At 65.8% G+C, this 15,415-nt stretch carries 13 protein-coding genes and 1 pseudogene; 5 read left to right on the plus strand and 9 right to left on the minus strand.

The genetic code is table 11. The annotated features are described in order from the left end of the window. Positions 1 to 58: 58 nt before the first annotated feature. The 7 genes from ACE039_RS22970 to queA form a co-directional block, all read right to left on the minus strand. Positions 59 to 769 (minus strand): alanyl-tRNA editing protein, encoded by a 711-nt coding sequence (locus tag ACE039_RS22970; RefSeq protein ID WP_485823423.1) that lies wholly within the window; start codon positions 767 to 769, stop codon positions 59 to 61. A 44-nt stretch (positions 770 to 813) separates the two neighbouring features. Further along, the gene (locus ACE039_RS22975; protein WP_485823424.1) at positions 814 to 1,491 is read right to left on the minus strand and encodes a VOC family protein; all 678 of its coding nucleotides are present in this window, start codon (positions 1,489 to 1,491) and stop codon (positions 814 to 816) included. 131 nt (positions 1,492 to 1,622) lie between these two features. Further along, positions 1,623 to 2,558 carry a protein translocase subunit SecF gene (gene secF, locus ACE039_RS22980; RefSeq protein WP_105558402.1) on the minus strand — a complete coding sequence of 312 codons (936 nt, stop codon included), beginning with the start codon at positions 2,556 to 2,558 and terminating at the stop codon, positions 1,623 to 1,625. Positions 2,559 to 2,612: 54 nt separating this feature from the next. Further along, positions 2,613 to 4,493 (minus strand): protein translocase subunit SecD, encoded by a 1,881-nt coding sequence (secD, locus tag ACE039_RS22985; protein WP_485811814.1) that lies wholly within the window; start codon positions 4,491 to 4,493, stop codon positions 2,613 to 2,615. 109 nt (positions 4,494 to 4,602) lie between these two features. After that, positions 4,603 to 4,947 carry a preprotein translocase subunit YajC gene (gene yajC / locus ACE039_RS22990; RefSeq protein ID WP_054451553.1) on the minus strand — a complete coding sequence of 115 codons (345 nt, stop codon included), beginning with the start codon at positions 4,945 to 4,947 and terminating at the stop codon, positions 4,603 to 4,605. A gap of 248 nt (positions 4,948 to 5,195) precedes the next feature. Continuing rightward, positions 5,196 to 6,332 (minus strand): tRNA guanosine(34) transglycosylase Tgt, encoded by a 1,137-nt coding sequence (gene tgt, locus ACE039_RS22995; protein WP_416031980.1) that lies wholly within the window; start codon positions 6,330 to 6,332, stop codon positions 5,196 to 5,198. Continuing rightward, positions 6,329 to 7,387: a tRNA preQ1(34) S-adenosylmethionine ribosyltransferase-isomerase QueA gene (queA, locus tag ACE039_RS23000; RefSeq protein ID WP_485823425.1), complete on the minus strand. Its 1,059-nt coding sequence runs from the start codon at positions 7,385 to 7,387 to the stop codon at positions 6,329 to 6,331. The genes tgt and queA overlap by 4 nt, the downstream gene beginning before the upstream one ends. Before the next feature lie 212 nt (positions 7,388 to 7,599). Here queA and ACE039_RS23005 point away from each other — a divergent pair, with 212 nt between their 5' ends. From ACE039_RS23005 to upp, 3 genes are all read left to right on the plus strand, one after another. Further along, complete coding sequence (locus ACE039_RS23005; protein WP_485823426.1) at positions 7,600 to 8,754, plus strand: ABC transporter substrate-binding protein; 1,155 nt, start codon at positions 7,600 to 7,602, stop codon at positions 8,752 to 8,754. Positions 8,755 to 8,845: 91 nt separating this feature from the next. Continuing rightward, positions 8,846 to 10,294, plus strand: a complete 1,449-nt coding sequence (dacB, locus tag ACE039_RS23010; RefSeq protein WP_448709223.1) for a D-alanyl-D-alanine carboxypeptidase/D-alanyl-D-alanine endopeptidase — start codon at positions 8,846 to 8,848, stop codon at positions 10,292 to 10,294. Between the two features lie 131 nt (positions 10,295 to 10,425). Next, positions 10,426 to 11,064 carry a uracil phosphoribosyltransferase gene (gene upp / locus ACE039_RS23015; protein ID WP_105558408.1) on the plus strand — a complete coding sequence of 213 codons (639 nt, stop codon included), beginning with the start codon at positions 10,426 to 10,428 and terminating at the stop codon, positions 11,062 to 11,064. A gap of 77 nt (positions 11,065 to 11,141) precedes the next feature. On the opposite strand, the pseudogene cysG reads toward upp, so the two are convergent. Together cysG and ACE039_RS23025 are read right to left on the minus strand one after the other, a co-directional pair. Then, positions 11,142 to 12,556 (minus strand): annotated as a pseudogene (gene cysG, locus ACE039_RS23020) (siroheme synthase CysG). Positions 12,557 to 12,665: 109 nt separating this feature from the next. Continuing rightward, a complete protein-coding gene (locus ACE039_RS23025) occupies positions 12,666 to 13,247 on the minus strand; it encodes an ANTAR domain-containing response regulator (protein WP_485823427.1) in 582 nt (193 codons plus the stop codon). A 393-nt stretch (positions 13,248 to 13,640) separates the two neighbouring features. On the opposite strand from ACE039_RS23025, the gene ACE039_RS23030 reads away from it, so the two are divergent. Then, on the plus strand, positions 13,641 to 14,942 hold the full coding sequence (locus ACE039_RS23030; RefSeq protein WP_485823428.1) for a CmpA/NrtA family ABC transporter substrate-binding protein: 1,302 nt from the start codon (positions 13,641 to 13,643) through the stop codon (positions 14,940 to 14,942). Positions 14,943 to 14,968: 26 nt separating this feature from the next. Continuing rightward, a partial coding sequence (locus ACE039_RS23035) for an ABC transporter permease (RefSeq protein WP_485823429.1) occupies positions 14,969 to 15,415 on the plus strand: 447 nt, incomplete at its 3' end.

Consider the following 15,415-nt stretch of genomic DNA (forward strand, 5'->3'; position numbering starts at 1 on the left):
AGGGGCCGCGATTTTGATCGCGGCCCCGTTTTTTAGTGCCGAACGCCTTGGGAAGCGGTCAGGCGACCCCGACGACGACGCGCCGGTTGGTGCGGCTTTTCTTTTCGATCTTGGTGACGGCGATGGCGCCGATCTCTGCCGTGTTGCGCACGTGCGTGCCGCCGCAGGGCTGGCGGTCCACGCCAGGGATGTCGATGATGCGGATCTTGGCGGTGCCGGCGGGCGGCGCCGCGCCCACGGTGCGGACCAGGTCGGGTTGCGCGGCCAGTTCTTCCGGCGTGATGCCGTTGACCGCGACGTCGAGGCTGCGGTTGATCAGCGCATTCAGGCGTTCCGTCAAGTCCGTTTTTTCCAGCGTGGATTCGGGCAGGTCGAAATCGATGCGCGCGGAATCGGGCGAGATGCTGCACCCCGTGACCGGTGCGGGCACCAGCGAACCCAGCAAGTGCAGACAAGTGTGCAGGCGCATCAGCCGGTGGCGGCGGGGCCAGTCGATGGAGACCGTGACGCGGTCGCCGACTTGCGGCGCCGTATCGCCGTCCAGCACATGCAGGATGCGCTGGCGGTCGTCGGCGTAGACGGTGTCGGCGAGCGTCAGGACGCGGCCGTCCGCGAGGGTCAGCGTGCCGCTATCGCCTGCCTGGCCGCCGCTGCGCGCGTAGCAGACGGTCTCGTCCAGTTCGATGCCCTCGGGATTGACGGCGATGACGGTGGCGTCGCATTGGCCCAGATAGGGTTCGTCGTCGAATCGTTTGCGGGTGGCGGACATGGGAGGTCTCCGTATTGGGGTGTCGTGTTGTTGTTGTGGGGAATTCACGCCAGGGTCTTCAGGCCTTGGGGCGTCTCGATCAGCGCCCGCAGACGCGGCGCCCCGGCGGACTGTTCCAGGTCGATCAGGCTATCGGCGCCCATCCAGGTCAGCCCCTGGCGCAGCAGGCCGGCCTCGGGATGGCTACCCGTCAGGCGCACCAGCTTCAGCGGCTGTCGCGGCAGGCTGACGCCGGGGTAGGCGTCCACATCCCACTGGATCAGCGTGGGCAGCAGGCCGTCTCCGGCGGCATGGCCGGCTTCGCGCCAGACGGGCAGGCTGCCATCGTCCGGCACGGTCAAGCGCCAGCGCAGGTCGCCCCGCGTCATGGGAATCACGGGCGCGATGCGCTCGGGATGTTCGGCTTGCATGCGGGTCAGGTCCATGGGCGCGTCGACGCGCGCTGCCCAGTGCGCCAGAAAGGGGCCTTGTTCGAGCCGCGCGCGGACATCGCCGTGGTCCAGGCCAAACCAGCGCGGACGCTCGGGGGGCGGCGCATCGGGATCGATGGCGATCACTTCCAGGTAGATGCCGTCCGCCAGGCCCAGCACGCGGTTGTGCGTGCCCATGCGCGGGTGCGCGCCGCCGCCTTGGGGCGCGACGCCCAAGAGGTCGGCGACAAATTCCGTGCCGCTGGCAAGGTCCGCCGCGGCGATGACGAGATGATCGATGGATAGTTTCATGGTGCGCCTATGGTAGCGAATCCTGCAGGATTCGTACCCGTACACCGTGGCAGTGTGGGGCGGTACAGTGGCCGGACAGAAAACAAAAAACCCGTCGCAAGCGACGGGTTTTGTTTGTAGCGGCAGGCGGATCAGGCGACTTCGCCTTCTTCGCCGTCTTTCTTGACCGGCTTGATCAGGTCTTCGCGCTTCACGCCCAGCCACATGGCCAGCGCGGCGGCAACGAACACCGACGAATAGATGCCGAACCAGATGCCGATGGTCAGGGCCATGGCGAAGTAGTGCAGGGTGGGGCCACCGAAGAACAGCATGGCCAGCACCATCATCTGCGTCGAACCGTGGGTGATGATGGTTCGCGAGATGGTCTGGGTGATGGCGCTGTTGATGACTTCCTGAACGTCCGCCTTGCGGTACTTGCGGAAGTTCTCGCGGATCCGGTCCATGATGACCACGGATTCGTTCACCGAGTAGCCCAGCACGGCCAGCACGCCCGCCAGCACCGACAGCGAGAATTCCCACTGGAAGAAGGCGAAGAAGCCCAGGATGATCACCACGTCGTGCAGGTTGGCGATCACGCCGGCGACGGCGAACTTCCATTCGAAGCGGAAGCCCAGGTAGACCATGATGCCGATGACCACGACCAACAGGGCCATCAGGCCGTTGTGCAGGAGTTCCTGGCCTACCTGCGGCCCGACGAATTCCACGCGGCGCAATTCGACGCCCGAGTCGGCTGCCTTGAGCGCGGCCATGACGGTTTCGCTCTGGGTCGCGGACGTTTGCCCTTCTTGCAGCGGCAACCGGATCATCACGTCGTGCGAGGTGCCGAAGTTCTGCACCTGGAAGTCGGTGTAGCCCAGTTTGGACACCACGCCGCGCACGTTTTCAAGCTGCGCCGTCTGGGCGTAGTTGACTTCCATGACCGTGCCGCCGGTGAACTCGATCGACAGGTGGAAGCCGCGGGTGGCGATGAAGAAGACCGCCAGGATGAACGTGACGAGACTGATGATGTTCAGCACCAACGCGTGGCGCATGAACGGGATAGTGCGGTGAATCCGGAAAAATTCCATTTTTCGCCTTCGGTTCTTTGCTGTGGCGGACGGCTCGCGCCGCCCGCCTTATGTTCAGTTTGCCTTCGGTTTCCAGATTTCGCCGATGGAGATCGTGGTGAGCTTCTTCTTGCGGCCGTAGTACAGATTTGCCAGGGCGCGCACGCCGACCACCGACGAGAACATCGAGGTCAGGATGCCCAGGCAGTGCACCACCGCGAAGCCCCGGATCGGGCCCGAACCGAAGGCCAGCAGCGCCAGGCCAACGATGAGCGTCGTGAGGTTCGAGTCGAGAATCGTGCCCCAGGCGCGTTCGAACCCCTGGTGGATCGCCTGTTGCGGCGTGGCGCCTGATCGCAGCTCTTCCCGTATCCGTTCGTTGATCAGCACGTTCGAGTCAATGGCCATGCCGAGTGTCAGCGCGATAGCGGCGATGCCAGGCAGGGTGAGCGTGGCTTGCAGCATGGACAACAGCGCCAGCAGCAGCAGCACGTTCAGGGTCAGGCCGACCGTGGAGAACACGCCGAACAGGTGGTAGTACAGGATGATGAAGACGGCGATGGCCAGGAAACCGTACAGCGTCGAATGGAAGCCCTTCGAGATGTTGTCGGCGCCCAGGCTCGGGCCAATGGTGCGTTCTTCGATGATGGACATCGGCGCGGCCAGCGCGCCGGCGCGCAGCAGCAGCGCGGTGTCGGCGGCTTCTTCCGAGCTCATGCTGCCCGAGATCTGCACCTGGCCGCCCGCGATTTCGCTGCGGATGACCGGCGCCGTGACCACTTCGCCCTTGCCGTTTTCGAACAGCAGGATGGCCATGCGCTTGCCGATGTTGTCGCGAGTGACGTCGCGGAAGATACGGGCGCCCTTGGAGTCCAGCGTCAGGTGGACGGCGGCCTGCTGGGTCTGCGAATCGCGGCCGGGCTGGGCATCTTGCAGGTTTTCACCCGTCAGGACGACCTGGCGGCGGACCAAAATCGGGCGGCCGTCGCGGTCGTTGTAGCGTTCCAGTCCGAAGGGAACGGTGCCGCCCAGCAACGCGGCTTGCGCGGTGGGGGTGTCGTCGACCATGCGGATTTCCAGCGTGGCGGTGCGGCCGAGCAGTTCCTTGGCCTTGGCCACGTCTTGCACGCCGGGCAACTGCACCACGATGCGGTCCGAACCTTGCTGCTGGATGACCGGTTCGGCCACGCCCAGCTCGTTGATCCGGTTATGCAGGGTGTTGATGTTCTGCTTCAGGGCGGAATCCTGCACGCGCTGGACGGCGGCCGGATTCAGGGCGCCCAGCAGCAGTTGCTTGCCGTTTTCTTCGCGCTCGGTGAATTCCAGGTCGGGCAGGCGGGTGCGCAGCGTGGAGATGGCGCGGTCGCGGTCGTCCGTGTTGGCGAAGGTGGCGGCAATGCCCATGCCGGACCGTTCGACGCCGGCCACGTTGACCTTCTGGTCGCGCAGCACCGAGCGCACGTCGGCGGCCAGCGAGTCGTAGCGGGCGGTCAAGGCGCCCTGCATGTCGACTTGCAGCAGGAAGTGCACGCCGCCGCGCAAATCCAGGCCCAGGTACATGGGCTTGGGGGCGAACCAGCCCATCGCGCGCATCCAGGCGGGCGATGCGGGCAGCAGGTTCAGCGCCACGGTGTAGTGGGGATCGCCGGCGACGGTATTGAGGGATTTGTCGATCAGGTCGCGTGCCTGCAATTGCAGGTCGGTCGACGTGAAGCGGGCGCGCACGGTGCCGAGCGTGCCATTCGTTTCGAAGAAGACCCCTTCGTTGGGGATCTTGGCGTCCGTCAGGATCTGCTCGACCCGGCTCAGCATGGCCGGATCCACCTTGATGGTGGCCTTGGCGCTGGAAACCTGGACGGCAGGCGATTCGCCGTAGAAATTGGGAAGCGTGTACAGCAGGCCAATGATGACCGCGATCAGGACCGTAATGTACTTCCAGAGGGGATAGCGGTTCATTGCCGGCTACTTCATGTAAGAGTGATGAAAGGGCCGCCCGAGCGGCAAGCGCAGCGGGCGGCGGCAGGCGCCATCGGACAAAAGAGCCCGACGGGGCTCTATGGGACGCTTACAGGGCCTTGATGGTTCCCTTGGGCAGAACCGTCGACACCGACGATTTCTGCATGATCACTTCAACCGGCTTGTCGGCCAGCTCGGAGACTTCAACGGTCACGTAGCTGTCGTTGACCTTGGTGACCTTGCCAAGCATGCCGCCGGCGGTAACCACTTCGTCGCCCTTGGCCAGGGCGGCGATCAGGTTACGGTGCTCTTTTTGGCGCTTCATCTGGGGACGGATCATCAGGAAGTAGAGGATCACGAACATCAGGATGATGGGCAGCATGCCCATCAGCGCATTGCCTTCAGGGGCGGCGGCTTGGGCCACGACGAGGCTGGCGGTATCGATAACGGACATTGAATTCTCCTGCGTTTAAGTCTGTTTGGGTTGTATGTTGCTACGGCTGACAATGCCCGGGTTTTCTGTGTAACAGTGGGTCAGCGTCAAACCTCTTAGCTGTGTTGTTATGCGCCCATCCCCGCGCGAGCCATGGATAGGGCAAGCCGACTATTGTATCTATCTTATTGCCGGCCTTTCACTGGGGGGGATCCCAATCTATGGGGGCGAACTCCCAATAGAAAAGCCCCCCGGGGAAAAAGGCCGGTTTACTCGATGCCGCGCGCCCGGTCGGCGGCGAACTGCGCGCGCCATGCGTCAAAGCGCCCTTCGGCGATCGCTTCGCGCATTTCCTTCATGATAGTCAGATAGAAATGCAAATTGTGCAGCGTGTTCAGACGCGCGCCGGTGATCTCGTTCGCCCGCTGCAAATGATGCAGATAAGCGCGCGAAAAATTCCCGCAGGTGTGGCACGAGCAGCTGGGGTCCAGCGGGCGGGTGTCGTCGCGATACTTGGCGTTGCGGATCTTGACGTCGCCAAAGCGGGTGAATAGCCAGCCGTTGCGGGCATTGCGGGTGGGCATGACGCAGTCGAACATGTCCACGCCGCGGCTCACGCCTTCCACCAGGTCTTCCGGCGTGCCCACGCCCATCAGGTAGCGCGGCGCCTGGGCCGGCAGCTTGGGCGTCACGTGCGCCAGGATGCGCATCATGTCTTCTTTGGGCTCGCCCACCGACAGGCCCCCGATGGCGTAGCCATGGAAGCCGATGTCCTGCAGGCCGGCCAGCGATTCATCGCGCAGCGATTCGTACATGCCGCCCTGGACGATGCCGAACAGGGCATTGGGATTGCCCAACCGGTCGAATTCCTCGCGCGAGCGGCGCGCCCAGCGCAACGACATGCGCATCGAGCGGGCGGCTTCCTCTACCGTGGCGGGGCGGCCTTCGATCTCGTAAGGCGTGCATTCGTCGAACACCATGACGATGTCGGAATTCAGCGACCGCTGGATGCGCATGGACTCTTCGGGCGTCAGGAACAGGCGCGCACCGTCGATAGGGGAAGCGAACTTCACGCCTTCTTCGGTGATCTTGCGCATGCCTTGCAGGCTGAACACCTGGAAACCGCCGGAATCGGTCAGGATCGGCTTGTCCCACTGCATGAAACCGTGCAGACCGCCGTGCTTTTCCATGATGTCCGTGCCCGGGCGCAGCCACAGGTGGAACGTGTTGCCCAGCACGATTTGCGAGCCGATCTCTTTCAGCTCGTGCGGCATCATGGCCTTGACGCTGCCATAGGTGCCGACGGGCATGAAGATGGGGGTCTCGACCACGCCGTGGTTCAGCGTGATGCGGCCGCGGCGGGCGCCGCCGTCAGTGGCGAGCAGTTCGAAGTTCAGTCCGGTCATGGGGCAGGGGATTCGATGAACATGGCGTCGCCATAGCTGAAGAAGCGGTAGCGCTGGGCCACCGCATGGGCGTAGGCGCGGCGGATCGGCTCGACGCCGGCCAGCGCCGAGACCAGCATCAGCAGGGTCGACTGGGGAAGGTGGAAGTTGGTGACCAGGGCGTCCACGACGCGGTACTGGTAACCAGGGGTGATGAACAGGCGGGTGTCGCCCTGGGCGGCGGCCAGCGGCAGCCCCGGGGCCGTGCGGCCTTCGGTCTGGGCAGCGGCGGATTCCAGGGCGCGCACGCTGGTGGTGCCCACGGCGATCACGCGGGCGCCACGGGCGCGGGCGGCGGCGATGGCGTCCACCGTGGCCTGCGGCACGGTGAACCATTCAGCGTGCATGATGTGGTCGGCCAGGTTGTCCACGCGCACCGGCTGGAACGTGCCCGCGCCAACGTGCAGCGTGACGAAGGCGCGCTCCACGCCCTGGCCGGCCAGGCGGTCCAGCGTGGGCTGGTCGAAGTGCAGGCCGGCGGTAGGCGCCGCCACCGCGCCGGGTTCACGGGCGTAGACCGTCTGGTAGCGGTCATCGTCGCCGGCGTCGGCCGCGTGGGTGATGTAGGGCGGAAGCGGCGTGGCGCCGTGGGCGTCCAGCAGCTCCAGCACCGGGCCGGGGAAGCGGATGTCGAATAGTTCGCCCTCGCGGCCCAGCACCGTGGCGTCGAAGGCGTCGGCCAGGCGCAGCACCATGCCGGGGCCGGGCGACTTGCTGGCGCGCACATGGGCCAGCACGCGGTCGGTCTCGGTGATGCGTTCGACCAGGACTTCGATCTTGCCGCCGGTAATCTTGTGGCCGGGCAGGCGCGCCTTGATGACACGGGTGTCATTGAAGACGAGCAGGTCGCCCGCGCGAAGCATGCCGGCCAGATCGGCGAACTGGCGGTCATGCAGTTGGCTGGCGCCGTCCAGGTGCAGCAGACGGCTGCCCGTGCGTTCGGCGGCGGGCGTCTGTGCGATGAGTTCGGGCGGCAGCTCGTAATTGAAATCGGAAACGGTCAGGGACTGGGTCACGCGGGTATCTGTCTGTCAGAGGGGGCAGCCCGGCGAAAACCGCGGGCCGCGCCGGCCGGGCTGGCTCGGGGCAACCCAATATTGTAAAGGGGACCGCTAATAGGGGCGGAACCGTGGCGAAACGCCGCTTCCCGCCGTATAACTGCGTTCTACGCCGTAGCGGATCGGCGCAATGCAAAAAACGATATCCGCGTACCGAAGGAGACAACCGCATGACCCCTTGTCGCACCCTGATGGCCGCCGCCGTGGCGGCCCTGCTGGCTACGGGCGCCGCGCCCGCGCTGGCGCAAGTGAAGATCGGCGCCACCCTGTCCACGACCGGCCCGCAAGCGTCGCTGGGCATCCCGGAGCGCAACACCATCAGCCTGCTGCCCACCGAGATCGGCGGCATGAAGGTCGAGTACATCGTGCTGGACGACGCGTCGGATACCACCCGGGCCGTCAGTAATTCCCACAAGCTGATTTCCGAGAACAAGGTCGACCTGATCGTCGGGTCCACCACCACGCCGAATACGATGGCCATGCTGGACACCGTGGCGACCGGCGCCACGCCGGTCATCACGCTGGCTTCGTCGGCCCGTCTGATCGAACCGGTGGACGACAAGCGGCGCTGGGTGTTCAAGACGCCGCATTCGGATTCACTGATGGCCGACGGCATTGCCCGCCATGCCGCCGCCAATGGCGTGAAAAAACTGGGCTTCGTCGGCTTCAACAACGCCCTGGGCGAGACGTTCTGGGTGGAAATCGAGAAAGCCGCCAAGAAGCACGGCATCGAGGTCGTCGGGAAGGAGAGCTTCGCGCCGACCGATACGTCCGCCGTCGCCCAGACCCTGAAGCTGATCGGCGCGGCGCCCGACGCCGTCGTGGTCGGGGCGTCCGGGACGCCGGCCGCCATGCCGGCCCGCGCCCTGCGTGAACGGGGCTTCAAGGGCAAGATCTATTTCAACCACGGGGTGGCGAACAACGACTTCCTGCGGGTGTGCGGCGCGGCGTGCGAGGGCGCGTGGGTGCCGGTAGGGCCGGTGATGGTGGCCGACCTGCTGCCAGACACCCATCCCGTCAAAGCCACGGCGCAAGCTTTCGCGAAGCAGTACGAGGCCGCCAACGGCGCGGGCAGCGTGTCCTTGTTCGCCGCCTATACCTGGGACGTGGGGCTGCTGCTGCAGCAGGCGATCCCCGTCGCCCTGAAAGCGGCCAAGCCCGGCACGCCCGAGTTCCGGGCGGCGTTGCGCGATGCGCTCGAAAACGTCAAGAACCTGCCGACGGCGACCGGCGTGGTCAGCATGAGCCCCACCGACCACAACGGGCTGGACGAGCGGGCGCTGGTGATGGCAACGGTGGCGTCCGGCAAGTGGCGACTGCAGTAAAGTGCCCGGCGGGCGGGTCGCTCCCGCCCGTAACCGTCCCAGGTTTTGTATGCTCTCGGTTTTGCAGGACTAGCAACCGGGTGGACGCAGCATGACGGGACAAGCGAGAAAGCGGGTGGGCGGGCCGAGGCAATGGCTGGCCGGCGGATTGCTGACCCTGTTGGCCAGCGCCGCTTGCGCGCAGGTCCAGGGTCTGCCGCCCAATGTGGTGAACGCCTGGAAGGCCAGCAAGCTGCCCGATAGTTCGCTGTCGCTGGTGGTGCAGGAGCTGGGCGGGCAGCGCATGGTGGCATTGAACGCCAAGGAAGCCCGCAACCCGGCATCGGTGATGAAGCTGGTCACGACCTGGGCCGCGTTGTCCGAATTGGGGCCGAACTACGTTTGGCGCACCGAATTCATGACGGCGCCGGGCGCCAGGCCGGACGCCAAGGGCGTGCTGGCCGGCCCGCTCTACCTGCGGGCGGGCGGCGACCCCCAATTCTTGATGCAGGACTTGTGGGCCCTGCTGCGCGAATTGCGTTTGCGCGGGGTCAAGCAGATCAATGACCTGGTCATCGACCGCAGCATCTTCGGCCAGGTCGCCACCGACCCCGGCGCGTTCGACGGCGCGCCCGACAGGGCTTACAACGCCAGCCCAGATGCCTTGATGGTGGGGTTCGGCGCGCAACGCCTGTTGTTCACGCCGGACGCTGCCGCCCATAAATGGGTGCCTTTGATCGATCCGCCGCTGCCCGGCCTGAAGATCGAAGGCAATGTGGAATGGAGCGACATCCGTTGCCCGGGCCCCCCGGTGGTGACGACCGAACCGCTGATCACCCAGCAGGGGGTGACGATCCGCGTGGGCGGCAAGGTGGCGGGGTCTTGTGGCGAATTCAGCCTGTACCGCCTGGCCCTGTCGCAGCCCGACTTCGCCACTGAAATTTTCCGCATGCTCTGGAAAGAGCTGGGCGGCACGTTCAAGGGGCAGGTCCGGTCCGGCATGGTGCCGGCGGACGCGGTGGTGCTGGCGTCGCATGAATCCCCGACCTTGGCCGAGGTGATTCGCCAGATCAACAAGCGCAGCAACAACGTCATGGCGCGCACGTTGCTATTGACGCTGGGCGCGGAAAAGGGCCGCCGGCCCGCCACCGTGACCAGCAGCGAAGCCGTGGCCAAGGGGCTGCTGGCCAAGCAGGGGTTGGATATGCCCGAGCTGGTCATCGACAACGGCGCCGGCTTGTCGCGCGATGCCCGGGTGTCGGCCGACAGTCTGGCGTCGATGCTGACGGTGGCCTGGAATTCGCCGGTCATGCCGGAGTACATTTCATCCTTCGCGATTGCCGGGGTGGACGGCACCGTGCGCCGCCGCCTGAAGGGCGACGGCACGCTGGGCATGGCCCACCTGAAGACCGGATCGTTGCGCGACGTGCGTTCGATCGCCGGTTACGTGTTGGGCGCCAGTGGCAAGCGCTATGTGGTGGTCAGCATCGTCAACCACGAGCAAGCGGGTGCCGTCCGCGCTTTCGACGACGCCCTTATCGCCTGGCTGGCAGAACAATAGGCCAGTTTCCTTCTAAACCGATTACGATCCTCGGGTGTGCCCCCCACGCGCGCAACGCTAGTGCGTTGCGCCATTCCGGTCACGCCTGAGGCGAAAAACCCGTCTTTTCAATATTCTGGAGTGTTACGCACATGCCTGTGCACGAAATCCGCCATCCGTTGATCCGCCATAAGCTCGGGATCATGCGTCGCGCCGACCTCAGCACCAAGAGCTTCCGAGAGTTGTCGCAGGAAGTGGGTGCGCTGCTGACTTATGAGGCCTCCAAGGACCTGCCGCTGGCGCCGGCCACCGTGCAAGGCTGGTGTGGCGAGGTCCAGGTCGAGAAGATCGCCGGCAAGAAAGTCACCGTGGTGCCTATCCTCCGTGCCGGCATCGGCATGCTGGACGGCGTGCTCAGCCTGATTCCGGGCGCCAAGGTCAGCGTGGTGGGCGTGGCCCGCAACGAAGAGACGCTGGAAGCGCATACGTATCTGGAGCGTCTGGTGGGCGAACTGGACCAGCGCCTGGCGCTGATCGTCGACCCGATGCTGGCCACGGGCGGTTCGATGGTTGCCGCCATCGACCTGCTCAAGCGCGCCGGTTGCAAGGAAATCCGCGCGCTGGTGCTGGTGGCCGCGCCCGTCGGCATTGATGCCGTGCTGGCCAAGCACCCGGATGTACATATCTACACGGCATCCATCGATGACGGCCTGAACGAGCACGGCTACATCATGCCGGGCCTGGGCGACGCGGGCGACCGGATCTTCGGCACCACCCAGAAAACGGAATAACGCCTATCGGGGCGATGGGTTGCGCGCAGGGCGGGGCAGGCACCAAGCCGTCAAGCGCGCGTAACCCGCGTAACCCTTCAGGCCGCCAGTTGCTGCGCGCGGCCGTCGATGTGTTGGCCGAACCACTGCAATTTCGGCGCCAGCCCGGCCACTTCGCCCACGATCAGCAGGGCGGGCGATTGAATGCCGTGCGTGGCGGCCAGGCGCGGCAGTTCTTCCAGCGTGCCCGACACCACGCGCTGTTCGGGCCGGCTGCCGTTCTCGATCAGCGCGAAGGGCGTTTGGGCAGACCGGCCGTGATGCAGCAGGCGCCGGGTCAGCAGGTCAAGTTGGCCCACGCCCATGTAGAACGCCAGCGTCTGCCGCTCGCGCGCCAGCGCGGGCCAGTCCAGGTTGTCTTCATCCTCGCGGCAATGCGCCGTGATCAGCCGCACCGACTGCGCGTGTTCGCGATGCGTCAGCGGGATGCCGGCGTAGGCCGCACAGGCCAGCGCGGCCGTAATGCCAGGCACCACTTCATAGCGCACGCCATGCGCGCGCAGATATTCCAGTTCTTCGCCACCTCGTCCGAAAATGAACGCATCGCCCCCTTTCAGGCGAACCACGCGGCGGCCCGCCCGCGCGTGCTCGACGAGCAGCGCGTGGATGCGCACCTGGGTGGCGTGGTGGTTTTCGCCGGGCAGCTTGCCCACCGGCACGCGGTCGGCGTCGCGGCGCGCCAGCGACATGACGTCGTCGCTGACCAGCCGGTCATAGAGAATCACGTCGGCTTCGTTCAAGGCGCGCAGCGCCTTCAACGTCAGCAGGCCGGGGTCGCCGGGGCCTGCTCCCACCAGCACCACGCTGCCCTCGGCGGGGGGGGGGGGGGGGCCAGCGCGTCGGCCAACGCCGCTTCAGCCTGCGCGGGCTGTTGCTGGCGCAGGAAGCCCGCCACGGGACCATCCAGCAGCCAGTCGTAGAAACGGCGGCGTGCGCCCAGGTCAGGATGACTGGCCCGTATGCGCTTGCGGTAGGTAGCGGCCAGCCCGGCCAGCTGGCCCAAGGTGTGGTCGAACAGGGATTCGATGCGTTCGCGGATGCGGCGGGCCAGCACTGGCGCCACGCCGGAAGACGAAATGGCGACGATGACGGGCGACCGGTCCACGATGGACGGCACCTGGAACGATGACAATTCCGGGTCGTCCACGACATTCGTGAAGATACGGCGAGCGCCAGCGGCGTCGGATGCCGCGGCGTTGGCCGCGCGGTCGTCGGTGGCGGCGACCACAAGCCAGACCTCATCCAGCCAGGCGGGATCGAATCGGCCTTCCAGATGGCGGATGCGGCCCTGGGCGGCCAGCGCGGCCAGGGCCGGTGTCAGTGCCGGTGCGCCCACGACGACGTCGGCCGCGGCTTCCAGCAGGGCCAGCGTCTTGCGCTCGGCGACCGCGCCACCGCCCACTACCAGCACCAGCCGGCCTTTCAAGTCGGCGAAAATCGGGAAAAGCTTCATCAAATGCCCGCTCCGGGCGTACCCGGTGAAATATCAACTGATCATAGGGAGCGGGTTTCGTCCCCACAACTTTTGATTTCTTGAATCCATATAGCTAAAAGTCATGTGCCTAGGCTTTACCCAGCCATTGGCTCATTTCGACGACCTCGCGGGCGACTTCGCCCAGACGCTTCTGGCTTTGCATGGCGCGTTCGCGCAACAGGCGGTGCGCTTCGTCTTCGGGAATGGCGCGCGCCTTCATCAGAATCCCCTTGGCCTTTTCCACCCATTGCCGGTCCGCCAGGCGCAATTGCGCTTCGCGCAGTTCTTCGCGCCGCGATTTCTCCATGGCGAAGCGTTCGATCGCCACCGTCAATAGCGGTTCGATGCGGGCCGCCGGCACATCGCCCACCACATAGGCCGCGACGCCGGCCCGCAAGGCGCTGCGGATGGTATCCCGGTTGCCATTGTCTGTGAACATCACGACCGGGCGGTCGCTGTGTTCGCTGGCCACGCAGACGTTTTCCAGCGTGTCGCGCCCGGGGGCGTCGCTGTCGATCAGCACGACATCGGGCGCCGCCTGGGCGATGGCGGCGGCCAGGTCCATGCCAGGCGCCATTTCCGCGACGACGCGCCCCCCCGCTGCGGCAAGCGTCTGCCGCCCCCACGCCGCGCGTCCTTCGCCATCGTTCAGCAGCATCACCTTCAGCATGAGACCCCCCGGATGCTTCCCATCATGCAAGTTCCGTGCCATCCGGCCGGCGCGCGGGCGGCGCCGGCAAGGCACAGTCGCAGGGCGTGCACCGCACAGGCATGGTGCGCCGCCGCATCGGGGCTTGCACCATTTTGGTTCGCGGCAAGGCGCGTCGGCGTCGTCCAGCGCCAGGCCACTTGACCGGAAAGCCCCTATTGGCGCGGGCTGCGGCGGTGCCGGGGCAACAAAAAGCCCTCCTGGCACGGGGCTTGCTTAAGAATCATCGGGGGGCCAACGGCGGTCGCCCCACGCAACGCGCCGCGATTCGCGGCAAGGGACAACGACGTTCCGCAGCGCCAATGGACTGGATTCCATGGCGCGCGGGACGTTTTTTTTTGCCAGGAGCCATGCATGACGCCAGTGACACGTAGCCCCTCGACCCGCCCCGCCGGCGGCGCGGACCTGACCGCCGACGCCGGCCGCCGCAAGTGGTTGAGCGGAACGGTGCGCGCGGTGGCAGGCGCAAGCCTGTTGTCGCTGGTGGATCCGCTGGTGCGCGCGGGCGCCTGGGCGGCAGGCACCGATGCGCCCGAGAAGACCGAGGTGAAGATCGGCTTTATTCCGCTGACGGATTGCGCCTCGGTGGTGATGGCCTCGGTGCTGGGCATCGACAAAAAGTATGGCGTGACGATCACCCCGTCCAAGGAAGCCTCGTGGGCGGCCGTGCGCGACAAGCTCATGAATGGCGAGCTGGACATGGCGCATGTGCTGTACGGGCTGATCTACGGCGTGCACCTGGGTGTCGGCGGACCGAAGAAAGACATGGCCGTGTTGATGAACCTGAATCAGAACGGCCAGGCGATCACGCTGTCGAACAAACTATTGCAGGCGGGCGCGCGCGATGGCGAATCGCTGGCCAAGCTGATGGCGACCGACAAGCGCGAATACACCTTTGCGCAGACCTTCCCGACCGGCACGCACGCCATGTGGCTGTACTACTGGCTGGCGGCCTACGGCATCAATCCGATGAAGGACGCCAAGGTCATCACGGTGCCGCCGCCGCAGATGGTGGCGAACATGCGCGTGGGCAATATGGACGGCTTCTGCGTGGGCGAACCGTGGGGCGCGCGCGCCATCATGGACAAGATCGGCTTCACCGCCGTGACCACGCAGGGCATCTGGCAGGACCATCCTGAAAAGGTGCTGGGCACCAGCGCCGAATTCGTGTCGCGCAACCCGAACACGGCGCGCGCCGTCACCGCGGCGATCCTGGAGGCCGGAAAGTGGATCGACGCGTCACCCGCCAATCGCCAGAAGACGGCTGAAACCATTGCCGCCAAATCCTATGTCAACACGGACGCCAGCGGCATCGTCGACCGCATGCAGGGACGTTATGAGAATGGCCTGGGCAAGTCGTGGACCGACGAGCACGCGATGCGCTTTCACGCTGACGGTGCAGCCAACTTTCCGTATCTGAGCGACGGCATGTGGTTCCTGACGCAGCACAAGCGCTGGGGCCTGTTGAAAGCGCATCCGGACTATCTGGCGATGGCCAAGCAGGTCAACCGCATCGACCTCTACAAACAGGCCGCGTCGGCCGCCGGCGTGGCCTTGCCCGCCAGCGAAACTCGCAGCTCCACGTTGATTGACGGCGTGGTGTGGGACGGCAGCAATCCTGCGGCCTATGCCGACGGGTTCAAGGTCAAGGTTTGAGTGCCGATACGAAAAAGGGGCATGCAATGTCTACCGTAACGAATGTGGGCCGCACCGACGCGATACTCGCCGCCGGGCGCGAATGGCTTGAATCGATGCTGAAGGCCTTGGCGGGCCCGGTGGCCGGCTTCGCGCTCTTCGTGCTGGTGTGGCAGGTGGTGGCCATGCGGATCCCGGAGATTCCGACGCCGGGCGTCACCTGGCATGCGGCAGTCGAACTGTTCTCGGATCCGTTCTATGACAACGGCCCCAACGACAAGGGCATCGGCTGGAACCTGCTGGCGTCGCTGGAGCGCGTGGCGATCGGCTTCGGGCTGGCGGCGGTGATCGGCATACCGGTCGGGTTCGCCATCGGCCGGTACGCCGCGGTCAACGCCATGTTCTCGCCCATCGTGAGCCTGCTGCGGCCCGTGTCGCCGCTGGCCTGGCTGCCGCTGGGCCTGCTGCTGTTCAAGGCGGCCAACCCGGCCGCG

Source organism: Achromobacter maghribensis, assembly GCF_057334215.1.